General features: G+C 46.2%; 15 protein-coding genes. 8 read left to right on the top strand and 7 right to left on the bottom strand.

Annotation, left to right across the window (positions count from 1 at the left end; genetic code table 11):
* Positions 1-62: 62 nt before the first annotated feature.
* Positions 63-1,463: a tryptophanase gene (locus CBX98_RS07035; RefSeq protein ID WP_005393637.1), complete on the bottom strand. Its 1,401-nt coding sequence runs from the start codon at positions 1,461-1,463 to the stop codon at positions 63-65.
* A 298-nt stretch (positions 1,464-1,761) separates the two neighbouring features.
* Positions 1,762-3,006 carry an NADH:ubiquinone reductase (Na(+)-transporting) subunit B gene (locus CBX98_RS07030; protein WP_109168841.1) on the bottom strand — a complete coding sequence of 415 codons (1,245 nt, stop codon included), beginning with the start codon at positions 3,004-3,006 and terminating at the stop codon, positions 1,762-1,764.
* A gap of 162 nt (positions 3,007-3,168) precedes the next feature.
* On the opposite strand from CBX98_RS07030, the gene CBX98_RS07025 reads away from it, so the two are divergent.
* From CBX98_RS07025 to CBX98_RS07010, 3 genes are all read left to right on the top strand, one after another.
* On the top strand, positions 3,169-4,557 hold the full coding sequence (locus CBX98_RS07025) for a cytochrome ubiquinol oxidase subunit I (protein WP_109168840.1): 1,389 nt from the start codon (positions 3,169-3,171) through the stop codon (positions 4,555-4,557).
* An 11-nt stretch (positions 4,558-4,568) separates the two neighbouring features.
* Positions 4,569-5,567: a cytochrome d ubiquinol oxidase subunit II gene (gene cydB / locus CBX98_RS07020; RefSeq protein WP_109168839.1), complete on the top strand. Its 999-nt coding sequence runs from the start codon at positions 4,569-4,571 to the stop codon at positions 5,565-5,567.
* A gap of 174 nt (positions 5,568-5,741) precedes the next feature.
* Complete coding sequence (locus CBX98_RS07010; protein ID WP_109168838.1) at positions 5,742-6,146, top strand: cystatin; 405 nt, start codon at positions 5,742-5,744, stop codon at positions 6,144-6,146.
* A gap of 46 nt (positions 6,147-6,192) precedes the next feature.
* Here the strand turns inward: CBX98_RS07010 and lhgO are convergent, their stop codons facing one another.
* From lhgO to CBX98_RS06995, 3 genes are all read right to left on the bottom strand, one after another.
* Complete coding sequence (gene lhgO, locus CBX98_RS07005) at positions 6,193-7,419, bottom strand: L-2-hydroxyglutarate oxidase (RefSeq protein ID WP_109168837.1); 1,227 nt, start codon at positions 7,417-7,419, stop codon at positions 6,193-6,195.
* An 8-nt stretch (positions 7,420-7,427) separates the two neighbouring features.
* Entirely contained in the window at positions 7,428-9,551 is a 2,124-nt protein-coding gene (locus tag CBX98_RS07000; RefSeq protein ID WP_047007972.1) for a TRAP transporter permease, read from the bottom strand.
* 88 nt (positions 9,552-9,639) lie between these two features.
* Positions 9,640-10,650 carry a TAXI family TRAP transporter solute-binding subunit gene (locus CBX98_RS06995; RefSeq protein WP_005374185.1) on the bottom strand — a complete coding sequence of 337 codons (1,011 nt, stop codon included), beginning with the start codon at positions 10,648-10,650 and terminating at the stop codon, positions 9,640-9,642.
* A gap of 836 nt (positions 10,651-11,486) precedes the next feature.
* Between CBX98_RS06995 and brnQ the strand changes: the two genes are divergently transcribed.
* Complete coding sequence (gene brnQ, locus CBX98_RS06985) at positions 11,487-12,797, top strand: branched-chain amino acid transport system II carrier protein (RefSeq protein ID WP_109168836.1); 1,311 nt, start codon at positions 11,487-11,489, stop codon at positions 12,795-12,797.
* A gap of 658 nt (positions 12,798-13,455) precedes the next feature.
* A complete protein-coding gene (locus CBX98_RS26565) occupies positions 13,456-14,109 on the top strand; it encodes a GGDEF domain-containing protein (RefSeq protein ID WP_242446576.1) in 654 nt (217 codons plus the stop codon).
* Positions 14,110-14,154: 45 nt separating this feature from the next.
* On the opposite strand, the gene CBX98_RS06975 is transcribed toward CBX98_RS26565, so the two are convergent.
* On the bottom strand, positions 14,155-15,504 hold the full coding sequence (locus CBX98_RS06975; RefSeq protein ID WP_006741248.1) for a sigma-54 dependent transcriptional regulator: 1,350 nt from the start codon (positions 15,502-15,504) through the stop codon (positions 14,155-14,157).
* 169 nt (positions 15,505-15,673) lie between these two features.
* Between CBX98_RS06975 and CBX98_RS06970 the strand changes: the two genes are divergently transcribed.
* From CBX98_RS06970 to ascB, 3 genes are all read left to right on the top strand, one after another.
* Positions 15,674-17,746 (top strand): ATP-binding protein, encoded by a 2,073-nt coding sequence (locus tag CBX98_RS06970; protein ID WP_109168834.1) that lies wholly within the window; start codon positions 15,674-15,676, stop codon positions 17,744-17,746.
* A gap of 213 nt (positions 17,747-17,959) precedes the next feature.
* Positions 17,960-19,087 (top strand): conjugal transfer protein TraF, encoded by a 1,128-nt coding sequence (locus CBX98_RS06965; protein WP_109168833.1) that lies wholly within the window; start codon positions 17,960-17,962, stop codon positions 19,085-19,087.
* Positions 19,088-19,278: 191 nt separating this feature from the next.
* Positions 19,279-20,670: a 6-phospho-beta-glucosidase gene (gene ascB, locus CBX98_RS06960; protein WP_109168832.1), complete on the top strand. Its 1,392-nt coding sequence runs from the start codon at positions 19,279-19,281 to the stop codon at positions 20,668-20,670.
* A 99-nt stretch (positions 20,671-20,769) separates the two neighbouring features.
* On the opposite strand, the gene CBX98_RS06955 is transcribed toward ascB, so the two are convergent.
* On the bottom strand, positions 20,770-22,806 hold the full coding sequence (locus CBX98_RS06955; RefSeq protein WP_109168831.1) for a PhoX family phosphatase: 2,037 nt from the start codon (positions 22,804-22,806) through the stop codon (positions 20,770-20,772).
* Positions 22,807-22,924 lie beyond the last annotated feature (118 nt).

The following is a 22,924-nucleotide window of genomic DNA, read 5'->3' as shown; positions in this document are numbered from 1 at the left end:
GAAACAAATCGAAAAAGGCCGCGAAACTCGCGGCCTTTTGCTTTTCTATATTCAAACCTTAATTAATCGATCTCTTTAAACCGAGCAGTAAAGTGGCGCAGCACTGGTGGTTCATACTCAAAAGTGAGCCCTTTTAACTCATGTGCACGATTTTTCAGTTCGATAATCGCATCCGCAATGTAATCCATATGATCGTTTGTGTAGACACGACGTGGAATGGTCAAACGCATTAATTCTAACTCTGACGCTTTTTGTTTACCTGTTTCAGGGTCACGGCCAAGCAATAGTGATCCTATCTCTACTGCTCGAATACCCGCCTCCAAGTACAAAGCATTACACAATACCTGCGCAGGGAACTGATCCGTTGGAATATGTGGCAAAATCTTAGCGGCATCCACAAACACCGCGTGACCACCCGTTGGGTATTGAATCGGAATACCGCCTTCACGTAAGCGTTCACCTAAGTATTGAACTTGGCTAATTCTATAGTGAAGAAAATCCTCATCCGCGGCTTCATACAAACCGCGAGCGAGCGCTTCCATATCACGCCCAGCCATGCCGCCGTATGTTACAAATCCTTCCATGGGTACGCAGCGCGTCTGCACCGCCTGGAACAACTCCTTATGGTCACGAATACAACACATGCCACCAATGTTTACCATCGGGTCTTTCTTAGCTGACATGGTGAGCATATCGCCGTATTGATACATCTCGCGAATGATTTCCAGAATCGATTTATCTTCGTACCCTTCTTCACGCTGCTTAATAAAGTAGGCGTTCTCACAGTAACGAGCCGAGTCAATCACCACCGGAATATCGTACTTGGTTGCGATTTCGTACACGCTGCGCATGTTTTCCATCGACACAGGCTGGCCACCGGAGCTATTACAAGTAATCGTGGTGATAATCGCACATATGTTATGTGAACCGTGCGCTTCAATTGTTGCCACCAGCTTATCGATATCAAAGTTGCCCTTCCAATCATAAGGCGTAGTGGTGTCGAATGCTTCTTCCGTTACCACGTTAATCGCTTTACCGCCATTGAGTTCAATATGACCCGCTGTGGTATCAAAATGGTAGTTCGAGATAAATACTGGCGTTTCGCCACCACGCACCTGACGCATACGCTCAATCAAAGCTGGGAACAAAATTTGCTCGGCACCACGTCCTTGGTGCGCAGGCACGGTGAGCTTGTAACCAAAGAAGTGCTCTACTGCATCACACAGGTTGTAGTAATTTCGGCTACCCGCATAGGATTCATCCCCCATCATGATGCCAGCCCACTGATTATCACTCATGGCACCAGTGCCAGAGTCAGTCAGTAAATCGATATAAACATCATCACTACGAAGAAGAAATGGGTTATAACCCGCTTCTTTTAACGCGACTTCACGGTCTGCCAAAGTGGTCATTTTGATTGGCTCAACCATTTTGATACGGAAAGGTTCTGGAATACGTTTCATTGTTAATTTCCTTATACGCATTGCCCTACGCGGTATCACGTAAGACTAAAAAACAAATAGATAGAATGCTTTTCAATGCGATTGCATTGAGGAAATCAACGAGAAGAGATTTTACTAAGAAGAGACAAGCAGTAGTCTAGGTTGTACCAGAACGACAGCACCAAACGGCTATCGAGAATATCCTTTATTCTCATCGTCTTCGTCCTCCTGATAAAAATAAAAAGCCAGAAACCCCATGTTTCTGACCTTTTCAATATAGTGCAGTTTTCAATCAACTTTCAGTGAAGTCACCCTCATTTTAAGAAGGTCTCGCCCTTTTCATTCTGCGTTTGATATTACTTTCTTTGACTAAATAATCGAAAAGTGGCGCGAATAAGTTAGCAAATAGAATCGCTAACATGATGCCTTCTGGATACGCTGGGTTCAGCACTCGGATAAAAATCGTCATCACACCGATTAATAGTCCGTATGCCCATTTACCGCCATTGGTAAAAGCCGCCGAGACGGGATCTGTCGCCATAAAGAAGGTACCAAACGCAACCCCACCAATCACGAAGTGCCAGTAGAACGGCATGGAGAACATGGGATTAGAGTCTGAACCGATCGCATTCAATAATAATGAAGCCGCCACTAAACCAACCAACACGCCTGCAACGATTCGCCACGACGCAATCTTCATAAAGATAAGAACCAAGCCTGTTAGTGCAATCAATAACGTGGAGACTTCACCCATCGAGCCTGGCAAATTACCAACAAGAGCATCTCCCCATGAAATTGGCTGTCCCGTCATATTATTTATCAAGGCACTTTGTCCACCTTCATACCATTGGCTCAGCGGTGTTGCGCCAGAGTAACCATCAGCCGCGACCCACACGGCACCACCGGACATGTTGGCAGGATAAGCAAAGTATAAGAACGCGCGCCCTGCCAGAGCTGGGTTTAGGAAGTTTCGCCCCGTACCACCGAAAATCTCCTTAGCCACAACAATACCGAAAGTGATACCTAAAGCCGCTTGCCACAGTGGAATTGTCGGTGGAAGGATCAGCGCAAAAAGTATAGAGCTGACAAAAAAGCCTTCATTTACCTCATGCTTTCGCACAATAGCAAACAGAACTTCCCAGAAACCACCAACGATAAACACCGTCGCATAAACCGGGAGAAAGTAAGTAGCACCAAGCCACATTTTACTTGCCCACCCCGCCTGTGAAACCGCATCTAACGAGCCCCATACCCAACTCAGTTTCCACGAAGAAGCCAGCGCTTGATGAGCTGAGGCTTGATCCATTCCATACAACAAAGCATCGCTGGACTGCTGACCTATGTTGTACATACCCCAGAACATGGCAGGGAAGACCGCCAGCCACACCATAATCATAATACGTTTTAAATCGATGCTATCTCGAACGTGAGTCATGCCCTGGTTAACCTTACCAGGCGTGTAAAAAATGGTTTCGACAGCTTCGAACAATGGATAGAACTTGTGATACTTCCCACCAGGGCCAAACTTAGGTGTCGCTTTCTCAAAGTAGTGTTTAAGGCTCATAACAACTCCTCCTTTATCTAAAAGATGGTACGCACTGCCGTAAAAAGCGATCGTTTTTTAATCTCTTAGCCTTCCCTCTTCGTATTCCATTTTGTTCGTCGCTCTTCCCTCATATTTTCTAATTCGGCGAACCGTTAATTCGAAACTTAAAAGGGAATGCCCATGGACACACTCGCCATCGATTTAGCCAGATTCCAATTTGCCTTTACTGTCTCTTTCCACATCATTTTTCCAGCGTTTACGATTGGTTTGGCAAGTTACCTCGCCGTGTTAGAAGGCTTGTACTTAAAAACGGGCAACAAACAGTACATGCAGATCTATAAATACTGGCTCAAAATCTTTGCCATCAGTTTTGGTATGGGTGTGGTAAGTGGCATCGTGTTGAGCTATCAATTCGGGACCAACTGGAGCGTGTTTGCCGACAAAACAGGCCCAATCCTAGGCCCGCTAATGGGTTATGAAGTTTTCACTGCATTTTTCCTCGAAGCGGGGTTTTTAGGCGTGATGCTTTTCGGTATGGATAAGGTAGGTAAGAAGCTTCACTTCGCCGCGACTTGTATTGTTGCATTCGGGACGTTTTTGTCTGCGTTTTGGATACTTTCGGTCAATAGCTGGATGCAAACACCAACGGGCTACAGTATCAACGAAGCCGGACAGTTTATCCCAGAAGATTGGTGGGCGATTGTCTTCAACCCTTCCTTCCCTTATCGGCTCGTTCATATGTTGCTCGCCGCTTACCTCACTACCGCCTTTGTTGTAGCGGGCGTTGCCGCTTATCACTTACTAAAAGCAAACCATAATCCACTAGCCAGAATTATGTTCTCGATGGCAATGTGGATGGCAGCCATCGTGACACCAATTCAAATCGTTGCTGGAGACATGCACGGATTAAACACCCTTGAACATCAACCCGCCAAAGTTGCCGCGATGGAAGGGCACTATGAGTCTCACCAAGGCGCGCCATTGATTCTCTTCGGTATCCCTAACGATGAAGAAAAACGTATGGAATACGCACTAGAAATCCCCAAACTCGGTAGCTTGATTTTAACTCATGACCTCAACGGCAAAGTAAAGGGCTTAGATGCTTTTCCAGAGGAAGAACACCCTCCTATGTCCATCGTTTTCTGGTCTTTCCGAGTAATGGTCGCGCTTGGTTTTGCCATGCTTGTTATTGGTTTGTGGAGCCTATGGCTAAGAACACGTCGCGAACTTTTTGATTCAAGGGCACTTCAACGTATTTGTGTGCTGTTTGCTCCAGCTGGATTCATTGCGGTTTTAGCAGGCTGGATAACCACCGAAGTTGGTCGCCAGCCTTACACCGTGTACGGTCTTTTAACCACAGCCAATTCGGCATCGCCTATTGATGCCGCCGCGGTGAGCGTCTCCCTGACGGCGTTCATCGTGGTTTACTTTGTGGTTTTTGGATCAGGCTTCTTCTATCTACTGCGTTTGATGCGCAAATCTCCAACTCGTTATGAAGAAGGCTTAGACAGCCGACTTCCTGATGGCACGAAAACCGATGCTATCACACACTCTAACCATCTAACCTAGGAGGCTAGCTCATGGATTACGCATTAATTTGGTACGCTTTGATTGGGCTCGCCGTTCTGATTTATGTCGTGTTAGATGGCTTTGATCTCGGTATTGGTATCCTATTCCTTAGCGCTAATGACGATGAAGAGCGCGACATGATGATGAACAGCATCGCTCCTGTTTGGGATGGGAATGAAACTTGGCTAGTTCTTGGTGGTGGTGGGCTTTTTGCCGTGTTCCCCCTCGCCTACGCGGTCATTATGCCAGCACTCTATGCTCCCCTGATTTTAATGCTGCTCGGGTTAATTCTGCGCGGGGTTTCTTTTGAGTATCGCTTCCGAACACAACGCGGAAAGTTTTTATGGGATAGCGCTTTTTTCATTGGTTCACTCACCGCGGCATTGATGCAAGGCATTATGCTTGGAACCCTGCTCCAAGGTATAGAGGTTAGTGAACGAGCTTACGCAGGTGGATGGTTTGATTGGCTTTCGTCATTTAGCGTATTTTGTGGCTTGGCGCTTGTCTGTGCTTATATTCTGCTCGGTTCATGCTGGTTATTAATCAAGCTTCCAGAAGAGCTGATGGGGTGCTATTACGTGGTCGCGCGACGATGGGGACTAGCGATGGTAGCCTGTATATTCATCGCCAGTTTGTGGCTGCCATTGAGCCAAAATATCGTATTTGAACGTTGGTTCTCATTACCAAACTCGCTGCTGTTTTTCATTTTACCAATCATTGCAGCGGCACTCATTTGGCAGCTATTCAAAGCCTTACTCGACCACAAAGCTGTTCGTGCCTATGTACTTGCCATCGGCCTGTTTCTTGTTTCCGCGATGGGTTTCGGTGTCAGTACATTTCCTTACTTGGTCCCATTCGCACTCACTTATCAAGACGTCGCCGCGCCAGATAAAAGTTTGGCATTTTTACTTGCCGGTGCGGTGGTATTACTTCCTCTGATCATAGCCTACACGGCTTATTCGTATTGGGTTTTCCGCGGTAAGATGAAACGTGGAGAGGGATATCACTAATGAAACTAAAACCCATTTTGTGGTTCATTGGCATTTGGCTGGCAAGCGTGGTCGCCTTGTTTATCGTCAGTTCGCTGATACGAGCTGCGATATTGTAGGCCAAGAGTCTACTGCACCACATCTGAAGTCATTGAGGTCTATACTCAAGCAAGAGTAAAACAACGGAGTGTTTTTATGACCTTAAAGCAGATTCTGGCAACTTTGATTCCTTTGACAGGTCTACTGTTTTCACCAAATGCATTGGCCGTAGACAAGCAGATGTCATCCACCATGAAAAGTAAAATGCGGTCTATTTGCTCCGCAACAGAAGAGCAGGGCCATTGGCAAGTTGCTGAAGCAACTCCTGACGCCAGACGCTCACTTAACATGGTGCTTTATCAAATGAATGCCGATGATAAATTGAAAGCGATTCATGAAGTGAGAACGAAAATGGTCGGAGGCACCCATTATGCATTTGAGTTCGAGTTGCAAGATGGCCAAGTCTGGAATGCGATCGTTCTGCACAGTGCTCGCGGCGATTACATGATCGAGAGACACGCCAAGAAAGGTGAGCTTTGCCCTAAAGATGGCAACTCCTAATTCCCACTTCAAACACAATAAAGGCGACAGTTCCGTCGCCTTTGTTTTATACCGTTTTCGCCTCTATCTTCTCATTCACCTTATCGCAAATGTACTCTCCAATAGGCATTGCAGATGTCGCTGCAGGAGAGGGGGCGTTGCAAACATGCAAGCTTCTTGCGCTCTCGGCAAACAAAAAGTCATGAACCAAAGTGCCATCGGATAACACTGCTTGCGCACGAATACCCGCAGGATATGGTTTGAGATCTTCGACCTTGATGCTGGGGCAATATTTGTTGACCAACTTGAGATAGCCCGGCTTCCACCACGAGTTCTTAAACTCATCCAGTCCGGTTTTTAGATGCTTTTGTGTCACCTTCCAGAAACCGGAGAAACTGAGCATTTGCATGGTATCTTGCAAGCTGAAATTAACCTTGTCGTACCCTTCTCGCTTCCAGCCTTGCACCGCATTTGGACCAACAGTCACACTGCCATCAATCATGCGAGTTAGGTGGACGCCCAAGAATGGCAAATCAGGGTCTGGAATTGGATAAATAAGATGATTCACCACTTGGTCGTGTTTGCTATCTAAGCGGTAGTATTCGCCACGATAAGGGATGATTTGGAAATCGGTCGGAATAGACATCATCTTAGTCATACGATCCGCCATCAAGCCGCTGCAAGTGACCAAGAACTTAGCATTGAGCTGCATGGTTTGCCCGTCTGAAGTGCAGGTCAGTTGGACTTCTTCGTCCTTCTCTTCGGCAGCCACAACTTTGGTTCTCAGGCTAATTTGACCTCCGAGCTTTTTGAACTCTTCCGCCATCTGCTCAGTGACCAAACGATAATCGACAATACTGGTGGTTTTGACATAAATCGCGCCCAAGCCTGTGATGTTTGGTTCAGCCAGTTTGAGTTGAACTTCATCGAGTAGCTTTACGTCGATACCGTTGACATGGCAGCGCTCATAAAGGGCATTCATACGTTCGACTTCTTGCTCATTGGTCGCAACCAACAACTTGCCACAGTTCTCCACCGGAATATCGTGCTCAGCACAGAACGAAATGGTTCGCTCTACCCCACGCTTACAAAAATCGGCTTTTAAGCTGCCCGGTGCGTAGTACACCCCAGCATGAATCACGCCGCTATTGTGTCCGGTTTGGTGCCTGGCAAAACCGGACTCTTTCTCAACCAATAAAATGGATTTGTCTGGGTGACGTTGCTGCAGTTGCCATGCTGTCGACACGCCAACGATACCGCCACCAACAATGATGTAGTCATAGACTGATTTCATACGACCTCTTATAAAACCGATAGTTGAGATTGTTGCAATTTGAACTTGCGACCACTGTAAATGAACACCGCGACAAATACCGCGCAGCTTGCCACACGAACCAACATTGGGATGTCGTGCCAAACCAGCAATGTACCCACCACTACCAACAAGAGACGCGTCAGAATGTTTAGAGGACCTTCCAAGTAACCTTCAATCGCACCAATCAATGCATAGGTACCGATGATGGCAAAGAAGCCCACGGTAATCACTGACGTCACATCCCAACTTACTAAGCCTGTGTAGGCAATAAGTAGCGGCACAAGGTACAAACCTTTGGCGATTTTCCACGCCATCAAACCAGTGCGCATTGGCGGTGTTTTCGCGATGGTTGCCGCAGCAAATGCGGTCAAACACACTGGAGGAGTAACGTTACTGTCTTGCGATAGCCAGAAGATGATGAGGTGAGCAGCCAACAACGCCAAGCCTACCGCTTCCATACCCAAACTTTGCTCTAGTAGGGTTTCCATAAAGTCAGCAGGTACTAACGCCACCATTTCTTTCGCCGTTTCCAACGCCATTGGTGCATTAAGCAGCTCCAGCTTTTCTGGCGCCGCCAACATAAAGATCGCTTTTGCTTGTTCAGGCAATTGACCTGACACCATCAATTCAAGCAGTTGGTTTTCCGCAATCAACTTGTAAAGCGCTGGGGCAGACAGTGTGCCCAATACAATATACGCCGCTGTCACAGGTAAACCCATACCCAAAACAAGAGAAGCGAGCGCAATCAGAACGATCATGATGAACAAGTCGCCATTCGCCCAACCGTCGATCATCAGTGAGAACGTGTTGCCGATACCCGTTGTGCTGATCACGTTGATCACCAAACCAATACCCACCAGCAATACGGCTGTTGTTGCCATGTTTTTCGCGCCTTGCGAGAGTGCTTCGATGATCGCTTTTGGTCCCATCTTGTGATCTTTCGAGAACCAAGAAGCCACCACCACAGAAATGATCGATAAGCCAGCAGCGTAAGTTGGCGTAAAGCCTTGAACCAACAAAGTAACCAATACCGCCAGCGGGATAAGGTTGTGCCAACCGCTGATCAACACTTTCAGTAGAGATTCATCGCTGGTCGTGATTTTTTGAACGCCGCTGCGTTTGGCTTCAATACGCACAAAGAACGCCACAGACAAGAAATAGATAAGAGCAGGAATGAAAGAAACCGCAATGATATCAACATAAGGAATTTGTGTGTAAGACGCCATGATGAAAGCACCCGCGCCCATCACTGGAGGCATCAACTGACCACCTGTTGACGCTGCAGCTTCAACACCCGCCGCAAAGCGCGAAGGGAAACCTGCTTTTTGCATTAAAGGAATACTGATAACACCGGTGGAAACCGTATTTGCCACACTAGAGCCAGATACTGAGCCCATCAAACCGGAGCCAATCACCGCAATAAAACCGGGACCACCGATGATTTTGCCAGCCGCAGCACGTGCCACATTGATGATGTAATCACCAACACCTGAGCGAACAAGAAACGCACCAAACAGAATGAACATGAATACGAAAGTCCAACTGATGCGCGAGATAGAACCAAACATGCCCTCAGAAGAATAAAAGCTACGGTAGAGCAAGGTTTCCATGCTCAACCCCGGGAAATGGAAAATGCCTGTTGCCCACTTACCCCAAAGCACAACGTAACTCAAACACACCACAATCAGCACTGGAATAAACCAGCCCATGGTGCGTCGGATCAGCTCAATAACAATCAAAATTGCCATGATGGCAAAGACCCAATCGCTGGTCACGAACTTCACGCCACGTTCATACAGCGCGTCTTCGGCATAGGGAATATAGAGCAAACACGCGACCGCGCCCATGGCAATTAACACATCAATACCGAGTGCAACCTTACTCTGCTTGAGAGAGATATGAGCCGGATACCAAAGCGCACAAATCACCGCAAAGCCAGCAAAGTGGGTCGCGGAAATCCATAACTCCGGTAACGTCGATAAGGTATTAAACCAAATGTGCAAAGCAGACAACACCACGCCAAACACTGTGATTGTGGTGGTTACCCACGGAAAATCAGTGCGCGTGGGCAGCTCAAATTTCTGCAATTCCTTTTCTATTGAGTCGCTCATCTCATACTCCAAGCTCTGACGGCTTTTTCCATCTTAGAAATCGGTAGGGATAAAATGCCCCGAGCCGAAACTCGGGGCGAAGTTGGCGTTATTTCGCCATTAGATCTGATGGGATTTCGATGCCCATTTCTTTGTAGTAACGCGCCGCACCTGGGTGAAGAGGCACTGGCAAACCAGCGATCGCTTTCTCAATCGCCATTGCTTTTGTTGCTTTGTGGATGCCTTGTAGGAAAGGCAGGTTCTCGTAGATCGCTTTGGTTAGCTGGTAAACGTCTTCTTCCGAGATATCTTCACGAACTGCCAAGAAGTTTGGCTGTGCAATGGTGGTGATCGGCTTATCTAGACCCGGGTACGTGTTCGCTGGGATCTCGTACTTCGTCCATAGGTTGTAATTGCCGTTCGCCTCTTTGATTTGTTCGTCAGTAAACGAAAGAATCGAAATGTCTTTACCCAGCGCAGCAAAAGCTTGAGTAACCGCACCAACAGGTACACCCGCAGGCGTGTTCATGCCGTCAATGGTGCCGTTTTGAAGTGCGCTCGCACTGCCGCCGTAGCCCATGTAAGCAAGATTGAATTTATCAGGGTCTACCTTCAGACCTTTCATGATTTGGCGACCCGAGTTCTCAGTACCAGAGTTCTTCTTACCGATAGAGAACTTCTTACCATCTAGGTTGTTCAGGTCAGTCACAGTGCCAGTTTTTGCTAGATCAGAGCGAACAATAAAGTGCTCAACGTTTTGCCATAGCATAGAGACTGAACGCAGCTGCTCTTGGCGACCGCTCTTCTCATAAGGACCTTCACCAGACCAAGCCCATGCACCGTAAAGACCTTGCAGAATCGCGAACTGTGCTTCGTTTTCGTTCAGCAGTTTAACGTTTTCACCAGAGCCCGCAGAGCTGATTGCAGAAAGGGAGAAGTGGTGCTTTGGTGCCAATTTCACTTTGCTTAAAGTCGCCAGTGCTACGCCCACAGGGTAGTAAGTACCACCTGTCGATGCCGTTGCAAGAATGTAGCTACGATCTTCTGCCGCAGCGTTAGCAGCAATACCAAAAGAAGTCACAGCGACAGCCAAAGCTTTTACCAGCTTATTCATTTTCATTATTACTCTCCGTGTAGTCGTTTCACGATTGGGGATTTACATAATGTTAAACCTTTATTAACAACATATTCCCTAGAGCAATTGAAATGCCAACTTTTAACCCTTTGTATTTATTGAACTAAGTGCTAAAAGACATAAAAAATGAGCAAAATCATGCTGATTTGATAGTAAAGTAATGAGCAAGATCTTGCTCATTGAAGAGAAGAAGGTTGCACGCCTAGATCGCAAAAGGTTAATAAAATGTGATCAAGACAAAATAAATGCACGATTCACTAATAAGCAATATTTTGCCGATGCAATTTTGGATTGAACTGCAACTAATGAGCGTCTTAACAATAAGAACAAAAAGCGCATCATTCTAAACTGCTCACTTTATCAGCGGAGGTTTATAGCCTAAACGACTACAAATAGCACAAAAAAACAGCAAAACAAGCCATGTTAAAGAAATGAAAAGTCATTTATTCTAGTTTTGAATTTAAAAAGCAGTTCGATCCACCAGTTCAGAAACAAACATTAACCGTATCAACTTATTTTCTACTTCGGGGTTGTGCCAATAGCCCTATGTTCGTTAGGGTAACAACACACCAAGGCAAACGTATTCCTTGGTATTTTTTCGTCATTAAGGATCATCCATGTCAGCAACTGCGCAATTACCATTCGCTTTAAAACGCCCATCTGGCGTTGCTGCTGCGATCCTCCTGCTCTCTCTGAAACTGATTCAGAGCTGACAGGCTATATCTAAACTTTCTGTCAGCTTGAGAAGAAGCTGACGGGAACACCACATACTCCTCCCATTCCTTTCAGTTTCTTCCAAGCGAAACATAAGAGGAATAACAATGTTAAGCGCACGCAATATCGCCGCTTTGGGCTTCATGACTTTCGCCATGTACTTAGGCGCGGGTAACCTGATCTTCCCTCCATTTTTGGGTTATCAAGCAGGTGAGAACTTTCTGAGCGGGATGTCTGGCTTCCTCTTGACGGGCGTAGGTCTGCCTGCGATGGCACTGGTGATGGTGGCTATCGTAAACGGTTCAGACAAATTAACCGCTGCCCTACCTAAACCTTTGGCGACCAGTTTTTGGGTAATGGTATTTATCGTAATTGGTCCTGCGTTCGTAATACCACGTGCGATTACCGTCGCTTACCAATTTAGCTTTGCACCAATGTTTGGTGATGCCGCTTTGGTGCCTTTCACTATTGCCTTCTGTGCTATCACCATTCTATTTGCCCTATATCCGGGTAAATTGGTCGACAACCTAGGCAAGATCTTAACGCCTGCATTGATGGCTATCTTAATCATCATGTCCGTGACTGCTTTGGTTTCTCCTACAGGAGAGCTAACTGCCGCAACGGGACCATACGTATCTGGCGCATTTGCTGAAGGCTTGACCCAAGGCTACATGACGATGGATGCGCTAGGTTCTATCGGTTTTGGTTGGATCATCTTCCGAGCGATTCGCAGCATGGGTGTGGATTGTCCGAAAGCCACCGCAAAATACACGCTAATTGCAGCTTTGATGTACGCCGTTGCCATGGCATTTGTTTACATCTCATTGGCTTACATTGGTTCGACGAGCTCGTACTTGGGTTCTGAGTTCAGCAATGGTGGCGACATCTTAACGGCGTTCACCTTCAGCCACTTCGGTGCATTTGGCTCACTATTACTAGGTGCCGTGATGGTATTGGCGTGTTTGACTACTGCTATCGGCGTAACCACCGCAGGCAGTGAGTTTTACGACAACACTTTCAGCAAAGTGAACTACAAAGGCTGCGTGATCACGACCATGGTGTTGGCAGGTTTGATCGCTAACGTAGGTCTAGAACAACTATTGGCTATCACATTACCAGCCGTTGTGGCGCTTCACCCAGTAGCGATTGCGTTGATGATCATGGCACCAGTGCGCAACAAGATGTCGCAAATCATGGTCGTCGCGACGGCGTTCACTGCTCTAGCGTTTGGTTGTGTTGATGCGCTGCACATCCTAGGTTACATGCCAGATTCCACCGATGAGTGGATGGGTAATTACATGCCTCTGTACAATGACTTTGCTAGCTGGATTATGCCTAGCGTATTTATGATGATTGTTGGTCTGCTGTTTACGACGAAAACCAACCAAACCGAACAATTCGAGCTGGTAAATGAATAGCCGTTTAACATAAGACATCACTCAATAAGTAAGTTAATATGTAGTTCGCTTATTGATATCAGGCAAAGGAGTTGCCTGAACTATGGATTGATGTGGAGCGCTTATGGACAATCAGTATTTAGACATCAGAACGCTCAACTTTATCGTTATTCTGTTCTCTTGCATTTACTCAATCAGTCTACTTTGTTACCAATACACACAGAAAAAAATCAAAGGCTTAAAGACTTTTTCTCTCTCGCTGTTATTTATTGGCTTTGGGCCTTTTTTACTGGGATTTAGAGGCTCCGCACCAGATTGGCTTACCATCGTCATAGCTAATACGCTCATATTAATCGGCTTCTTGCTTACGCTTTACAGCGTGAGCATTTTTCGTCAATTCCCTCTAAAACTGGCCCACTCACTCGCTTTTTTAACGCCCATTTTCAGCGGTTCGTTTTATTATTTCACCTTCCATGACCATTCAATTAAAAGCCGTATCATTTACTTAAGTGTTTATATCTGCATCGTTACGTTTTTTAGTGGGATCGCCATGCTGAAAGGCACCAAGCAAGACCAAAAACTCCCAATCATAGTGATGGCGTGCTCCTTCTTTTGCTTCAGTATTTTTATGGGCTTCAGAGCACTTTGGAGCGTTTTCGCCAATGAAGTGCCAAATTTTATGACCGCAGGTTTTATCCACCAGATGACGTTTTTACTTAGCATCTGTCTGATTGTCGCTATGAGCTTTAGCATGTTGTGGCTAATTAATGGCCGCTTGATACAGTCAATCAATGATCTCTCACATTTAGACGCCCTCACAGGGCTTCATAATCGTCGCGCGATGGAAGAAATTGTTCCAAACCTTGTTAATCAAGCGCACAAACGGAAGCAATCAATAAGCATCATCATGACCGACATGGACGAGTTCAAAGCGATTAATGATCACTACGGCCATACGGTAGGAGATTCCGTCATGGCTACGATTGCCGCTATCTTTAAGAAACACCTCCCAGAGTCAGCTTGCACAGTACGATTTGGTGGTGATGAGTTCATGATTGTTTTACTTGAAAAAGCACAACGCGCCAAAATTGTTGCCGAGCAAATTCGCCTGGCGGTGGAAACTGAAGCCTCATTGCAGTCATTCGAAAATGAGATCACCATGAGCTTTGGAATCAGTGAGTTATCAGAGGGACAACCGCTTCACGAGGTCGTTGCTGAAGCAGACGAAGCGCTGTATAGCTCTAAACATACGGGCAGAAACCAAGTCACCTTGTTTGGAGAAGGGAAAGGCCTAACTTATAAGTTTGTCCCAACTCCCTCGAAAAGCGCATAATCATATTTGTGACGCCCATAGCGGTAAGTCAGCTTAAAAATTGCGTTAAGTATAATCAGAGCGATTTAAACCAAACTTTTGCATTTTTTGGTTAAGGGTTCGACGTGGTAAATCCAACTCCTGCATCACTTCATTGATGCGTCCGTGATGCCTGACCAATGAATCATGCAGCACCTTGCGCTCAAAATTATGTAATTGAATAACCAGTGGAACACCCACTTGCGTCTCCTCCGTGGTTGACGAAGGACGGCTAGAGAGAATTTCCATCACAGATACCGTTTCATCCAAAGCAAAACGCATAGCCACGTTTCGCAGCTCTCGAACATTCCCAGGCCAAGCGTAGGAAAGCACTGCGTTTCTGTCGGCATCACTCAATGGTCTGGTTTCAGGGTTAGTTTGCAAGGTGAAGTGCTCAAACAAAATCAGTGAATCTTCTTCTCTCTCCCTGAGTGGCGGCAAATAAATTTGCGCGACGTTGAGCCGATAGTATAAATCTTGCCGAAACTCTTCATGATCATTGAGATCTTCTTTCGCAGCCGCGATCACTCGTAAATCAACGCCGATCTGCTGATTCCCCCCCACTCTTTCAACGGTATGCTCTTGAAGCGCCCGCAGCACTTTCACCTGCATGGACAACGGCATGCTTTCTATCTCGTCAAAAAACAACGTGCCTTTATCGGCGTATTCCAATTTGCCGATGCGTCGTTTGTTTGCACCAGTGAACGCCCCAGCTTCGTGACCAAACAACTCACTCTCGAAAAGGTGTTCTGGAATCGCACCACAGTTTATCGGCACAAAGTGATGAGGTTTTCTTTGGCTTTCATTATGTAAACTGGTCGCTACCAGCTCTTTACCACAACCCGTTTCACCGTAGATGATCACGTTAGTATCGATTTTCGCCAATTTCGCAACTTGCTCGCGTAATTGCTGCATCACTCGACTTTGACCAATGAGCACCTCTTCTAAACCACTCACGCTAGCTAGATACTCTTGGCGGTGAAGCGTCGATGTTTGCGCGCGATGGCTCTCGACCGCATCTGTGACACGTTGAGACAAACGCTCCGGTTGGAAAGGTTTTTCAATAAAATCAAACGCGCCGTTTTGTAGCGCATTCACCGCCATATCCACATCACCATGACCAGTAATTAGTATCATTGGTGTTGGAATGTGATTCGCAATAAGGCTCTCTAAAATCGAAATTCCATCAGTATCTGGCAAACGAACATCACTAACTATCGCATCAAACTCTTGGTTCAGAATGGCGGTTTTACCTTCCTCCCCCGAGCTAAAAGCTATGACGTCAAACCCCGCCAATTGCAGCCATTGGCTTGTTGCTTGACGAACGATGTCATCATCTTCAATTAGGGCGATACGCGGAATGTCGTCAAAAGTCATGAGTTACTGCCTGATCGGTGATAGAAGTCTTTGCTAAAGTTAGCAAAAACCATGCTATAGAAAAGGAGCTAGATCCCACTTCTTAATCACAATTCTTTAACATCCAATCAGTTAAGCGCACTCTTTCACTACCAACTACGATAACTATGTTCAGCCAAACGGAGCTCGTATGCAGCGCACTAAGAATGGGAAAATGTGGCTAACCGCCGTATTGATCAGTGCGCTGGTGATCTTTTTCTACGGTGCTAGCCGAGAGGTGGCCCATCAATGGCTGAGCGTCCAAACTCAACAAGAAGCACAACAGAAACTCCTCGACTACATTGGTGAAGTCCGCCGAGCATTAAAACGTTTCTATCACCTTCCCTATCTCGTCACGAATAACCCAGAAACAATTTCGTTTGTGAAAGGCAATTTAAACTACTACGAGCCACTTCAAGCACAACTGACACAGCTCGATAAAGCCGCGAATACAGAGGGCTGGTTGATACTTTCAACCTCGGGAGAAGTGTTGGTATCGAGTCTGATCGATGAACGGTTCAGCCGCTCTGACCGCCGTGCGATTGTCGAACAAATACAACGTCAGGGAGAAGGCGTCTCACTGGTGAATAAAACAAAAGGTTCTAGTCCGCTTTACTACCTCTCTGCACCAATTTTTGATGGTTTGGAGATAGCGGGCATCGTTGTTGTTCAAATCAACCTGAGTTTGCTAACAGAGCAGACCATCACCAGCCAAGACATCATCACGCTACAAAATCGCCATCAACGCTTCTTCCTCTCCAGCAGCACAAACTATAACGCCGACTGGTTTAATGAACCGAATAACCAAGTCAAAGTCGAAACTCAAACGCTATATGACAATACGGTGATTCATTTCTGGACTCTCAATCAGCAGCGCTACTTTGCACACACAGTAAAGCTGGACGACTTAAACTGGTTTGTCAGTTACCTTATTCCGACCAAACCTGTTCAGCAAACGATTAGTGTCATTGGATGGAGCATCGCAGCGCTCCTCCTACTCCTTATCCTGTTGGTGATCATTGGTTTACAGCGTCGACAAAAGCATCTCAATCAGCAGCGTATTCAAGCCTTACTAGAAGAATCGCAACGCCGACTTAAACAGATGATCAATAAAACACATGTTGGTTTGTTGTTGATTGATGAACAAGGTCTATTGTTCGACCTCAACCCAATGGCAAAACGCCTTTTTTGTCTTCCTGAAAGTGTGAATCGTCATACCTTCGCCTGGGAATTATTTGATGCAGGTAATTCAAATTCAACCACACTCACTTTGCTTAGAGATCTGCCAAAGCATAAGGAACTGGCAGAGATTAGCGCTGTAGAAACCATGGCGCGACGCAGTGATGGCAGCGTATTTCCTGTACTATTTTCACTCACTAGCTTCCCATGGCACGGTGAGCAGTATTTCCTTGCTACCGTAATCGACATTAGCAAACGTAAAAAAGCGGAACAATCGCTGCAGCTGATTAACCAAGAGCTAGCTCAAAGGGTGGAAGAGCGAACTCAAGCTTTAAAACAAGCCCAAGAGCAATTGATTGAATCAAGCAAAATGGCAGCATTGGGCAGAATGTCGAGCGCGATTACCCACGAGTTAAACCAACCATTGACTGGCCTGCGTACCCTTTTAACCACCAACGAGTTGCTAGCAGAACGTGGACAAACAGACATGATGAAAGCTAATAACAAGTTGATTCAAAAGTTGATTGACCGCATGGCAAGCATGACCAGTCAGCTAAAAACGTTTGCCTACAATAAACCAGAGACACTGCACGAGATATCGCTGACAAACGCTTTAGAAGAGACGCTACGCGTCTATCAATCTCAACTCGCGAAGGTAGATGTTCGGGTACGCATTCCCAACGACTTACCCAATATCATTGGCGAAGAGCAACGCCTACAACAAGTGCTCGGCAACCTAATTTCCAACGCATTAGATGCGATGAAAGAGACCCAAGATCCACAGTTAATGATTGCCGTTACACCCACTTCCGATAATATCGAGGTCGTGGTAAGTGATAATGGGTGTGGGGTACCTTCAGACCAACTCGATACCATGTTCGAGCCTTTCCAAACCAGTAAAAAAATTGGTGAAGGACTGGGGTTAGGGCTTTCCATTACCGCCAACAATATGCGAGATATGCAAGGGAAAGTCAGTGCGCAGCTCAACGCTGATAAAGGCATGTCCTTCACCTTAATGTTTGAGCTCGCTCCTCATCGTAGCTAATCCAACGCCATCTACCTCTTCAGCTTTTCTCCACACAATTAAAGAGCAATAAATCTTAATCAACTTTATAAAGCGAGTTGCCTAACCTACGCTTAACTTGATGAATCGCCACATGCTATTCATCAGCACAATTTTTGGTGGTTGACACCAAGTTTTAGCTCCCACCATCTAATTTATTGATAAGTAATTATTTAAAGTAAGAATGGATGCGTTATGAGAAAACTAACTTTAGCAGCAACAGGGGCGCTTTTTATTTTATCACCTCACGCTTTTGCAGCACCTTACGCAGCAGACGCTCGAAGTCACGGAATGGGAAATACAGGCGTCGTTTCCGCTGACTATTTAACCGCTCCTCTACACAACCCAGCCCTAGGCGCTCTCTATCGAGAAAATGACGATATCGGCCTACTCATTCCTGCTCTCGGCGTCAATATTCACGATGAGGATGAAGCTTTATCAGCCGTTGATGATGTTCAAGACCTTTACGATAGTATTCAGGGCATTCCCACACCTGCGAACGAAGCCGAACTTAATCGACTACTCGATCAATTAGATAAGAGTGCTCCAGTCGTCATTAACGGAGGTCTGAGCCTCGCGATTGCGATTCCGACACGCTACATGTCGGTAAACCTTTTTAGCGCTGGTTATGTGGAGATACTTGCGGCACCCGATATCTCAGATTCAACAAACACCGCAGATCGATACCTCAATTCTGCCGTCGACCTAGCGGCTTTCGGTAGTGCGGAATATGGCGTTGCCTTAGCTCGCGCGTACACGATAGGTGGGCAGCAATTCGCATTTGGTATTACGCCCAAATACCAACAACTTAAAACCTATACGCAGCGTACAACACTAGATGACTTTGATATCGAGGATTACGACAAAAGTGAAGTATCAAAGAACACGTTCAATATGGATCTTGGGGTCGCTTGGTATCACAACGCATTTAGAGCTGGTCTCTCGTTAAAAGACGTCTTCGAACAAGATATAGAAACAAAACTTGGCAACTATACCTACGAACTCACGCCACAAGCGACCCTTGGTATCGGCTATGTCGGCGACTATGTCGCTCTGAGTCTAGACACCGATCTCACCAAACAAAAGCGCTTTAAAGAGCTCGACGATGACACCCAGTTTATTCGAGTTGGTATCGAGGGGAATGCTTGGGGATGGGCGCAACTGCGTGCTGGTTATGAAGTTGACCTAGAAAATAACCTCGATAACTCGGTGACAGGGGGCATTGGCATCAGTCCTTTTGATGTAATCAGTGTAGACCTAGCAGGGTCTTACGCTGGCGATAACCAGTTTGGCGCGGCGGCGAATTTAGCATTTACGTTTTGAATACGAATGCCAACCTAAATTCACTTAGGTTGGCATTGTTAACAACCATCCTATATCTCAATGTTTATCATTACTGACGTTTGGTGATGAACTGATAAAAACACGATCTCGCTACAAGTATCGAGATGTCTCCTACACTATTCTCAAGCAATAAATCCACAAACATTTCCTAAATATAAAGAGTGAGAAACATGATTAAGTTTCCAGATAATTTCCTTTGGGGTGGTGCCATTGCGGCAAACCAGGTAGAGGGGGCATACAACTTTGGGGGGAAAGGTTTATCAACATCAGATATGTTGCCAAACGGCATTCTAAGCCCGCATCAAACGCGTGAAGAACGAACGCCTGGTATCAAAGATCTTGCGATCGATTTCTACAATCGCTATCCAGAAGATATTGCCCTGTTTAAAGAGATGGGATTCACCTGCCTGCGCTTGTCCATCGCTTGGAGTCGTATTTTTCCTAATGGCGATGAGCTTGAGCCAAACGAAGAAGGACTGGCGTTTTACGACAAAATTTTTGATGAGCTAGCCAAACACGATATGCAACCATTTGTTACGCTTTCTCATTACGAGATGCCTTACGCCTTGGTTGAGAATTATGGTGGTTGGAGCGATCGTCGAGTGATCGAGTTTTTCGAGCGTTACGCTCGCACCGTGCTTGAACGCTACAAAGACAAAGTGAAGCTGTGGCTTACCTTTAACGAAATCAACATGTCACTGCATGCGCCATTTACGGGAGTGGGCTTGCAAGAAGACGCCAGTGAACAAGACATTTATCAAGCGATTCACCACCAGCTTGTAGCAAACGCGAAAGCGGTAAAACTGTGTCAGCAAATCGTACCAAACGGCAAGATTGGTAACATGCTGCTTGGCGCAATCAACTACCCATACACCTGCAACCCTGATGATGTGCTTGCTGCTATGCATGAAAACAATAAGTGGTTGTTCTTCGGTGATGTGCAGACTCGTGGTCAGTACCCAGGCTACATGAAACGTTACTTCCGTGAAAACGGCATTGAAATACAAATGGAAGCTGGCGACTTAGAAGAAATTGCATCGGCCAGTGTCGATTTTATTTCCTTCAGCTACTACGCAAGTGGCTGTGCGAGTGCCGATCCGAAACAGAAAGAAGTGGGTAACATCGTCGATAGCGTACCAAACCCATACCTTGAAAAGAGCCAATGGGGCTGGTTGATCGATCCAAAAGGCCTGCGCGTTTTGCTCAACTTCCTTCACGATCGTTACCAAAAACCGCTATTTATCGTCGAGAATGGCTTAGGCGCTCGTGATGAATTCGATGAAAACGGGGAAATCCAAGACGATTATCGAATCTCATACCTTAATGATCATTTGGTTCAAGCACACGAAGCGATTCTTGATGGCGTTGAGTTGATGGGCTTCACCAGCTGGGGGCCTATCGACTTGGTGGCTAACTCAACAGCCGAAATGAGCAAGCGTTACGGTTATATTTATGTCGATCGTCATGATGATGGGCAAGGAACGCTAGAGCGTAAACGCAAGAAGAGCTTCTACTGGTATCAAGACGTAATTCGTACTTCAGGCGGTTCATTGAAAAGCTAAGCCTGTTGTCTGGATATAAAGTGCGACTAGGCATTCGCCTAAACCATCAAGCCCTGCATTTGCAGGGCTTGAATTTTAAGGTGTGAATGCATTTAGAGATTAAACTGCAATCTCTCCACCGTCTTCACGTCGAATGACAACCGTCGCCGCTCGTGGGCGCACAGAAACACCAGCAGGCGTTTCTTCGGCGGCATCTTCACTGTATGGCCAGTTGCCTGGGTGCTGAATATTCACAAACAATGATTTGTAATCAGGGCTGATAGTAAAGCCTGTCACTTCACAACCATTTGGTCCAACAAAGAAGCGTTTAAGCTCCGCTTGGTTATCCGCACCAATCACTGCTTGGTCACCATTCTCATCTGTTAGCTTAGATGGCACAACGGCCAACATTTGATCATTAGTGTAAGACGTAACTTCATCTGCGCCGTTATCGGTCTGAATCCACAAAATACCACGGCCATCAAACGCTAATCCGTCAGGGCTAGCAAACTGGTTTAGCTCATTCAGGCCAGAACGGTTAGTATCTGCATCACCATTTGCTGGCGAACCAAAGACAAAGATATCCCAAGTAAAGTCTGTAGCTGAAGCCCCTTCATCCCAACGAATAACGTGACCAAACTTATTGTTCAAACGTGGGTTCGCAGGATTGGTTTCATCAGTACGGCGCGTATTATTCGTCAATGTTAAGTAAACCGAGCCTGTGAATGGATCAACCGTACACCACTCTGGGCGATCCATTGGAGTTGCCCCAACGAGGTCAGCCGCGCCTGCCGTATTGATGATAATTTCAGCCAATGAGTTAAAGTGCTCCGCTAACGTACCACCAGATTTTGTTACGCTATCAAGCGTCAACGGCAACCAAGTACCTGTACTGTCTTCATTGAAACGCGCAACATAAAGTGTACCTTCGTCCATGTACTTATCGCCTGTCGCTAGGCGGTTTTCCGAGTTTGCATCTGCTGGATCCCACGCTGCCGCAGATTCAAATTTGTATAGGTACTCAAAGCGAGAGTCGTGACCAGAGTAGAATACCACTGGTTTGCCTTCTTCAAGCTTACCAAACGTACAGCCTTCGTGACGGAAACGACCTAGTGCAGTACGCTTCTTCGCACGCGAGTTTTGCGTGTAAGGGTCAATTTCGACGATGTAACCGTGACCATTGGCTTCATTACGGTAATCATCCATTGCACTTGCTCCTGTTGGAGCCACATTAAAGCGAGAGAACTCATCGAGACGCTCTTCTGCATTTCCTGCAAGTGTTTCCCACAAGTAGCGTGTGCTTTGGTCATCAACACCAATGCGATCTTGTTCTTCTGTACGAGTCCCGGCGTTAACAAAGTAACCTGGCCAGTTCTCTTCACAAGTTAAGTAAGTGCCCCATGGCGTGTAGCCGTTGCCACAGTTGTTTAACGTACCACGTGCTTGGCTGCCATCTGGCGAGAAACGAGTGACAGTTAGTGACGTGTGCGCCACTGGGCCAGATAAGTCCATTGCTGTCGCACCAGTGTAACGGCGGTTTAATGGATCAGTATCGACTAGCTTCCACATGTTATTTTCAAGCTGAATACGAACCACTGACACACCGTGCGCGTTAATCTCTTTACGCACTTCATCTACAATGGTACGTACGCCATTTTCAACCGTCGGACCGTTTGGATGCAGTGCTGATGTATCAATGTACTCGTGGTTAATACATAGCAAGCCATCTGTGGTGCTATCGTTCAATGGGAAAAAATGCATGCCGTCATGGTGCATGCCTAGCGCATTTAACTGATCGGTACTGGTGTTGGTACCATCATTTTGCCATGCGCTGCCTTGTGCATTAAGTGGTGTTCCCCAAGGTACCAATACTTGTGCGGTGTAGCCTTGTGGAATTGAAACGGCGTCAGTGAGTGAGCCAGGGATAGATTCAAAGTTAAGAACGGCTTTAGATACGCCCGAGCCACTGCTTACTGTACTTCCTGAGTCCGATGAATTACAACCAGTCAATCCGAAAGCACCAAATGCGGTCATCGCACTGATGCCTAAACCACCTTTCAGAATGCTGCGTCGAGATAGGCTCGCTTCTAATACTTCTTCAAATGGTTTGTTTTCACTTTGGTTATAACGCGTCGCGTCAAAGGTTTCCTTGCTCATTTTTACTTTCCCGATCTTATAGTTTAATTAATAAATAAGTGATTAGTTGAACGGCAAGAAGTTTGGAGAAGAAAAATGACAAAAGTGCTTAAAACATATGAAACTTGTGTTTCAGCAG

The sequence above is a fragment of the Vibrio sp. T9 genome, assembly GCF_003123985.1.
Lineage (GTDB): Bacteria > Pseudomonadota > Gammaproteobacteria > Enterobacterales > Vibrionaceae > Vibrio > Vibrio diabolicus.
This window is presented reverse-complemented; position numbering and strand designations above follow the sequence as displayed.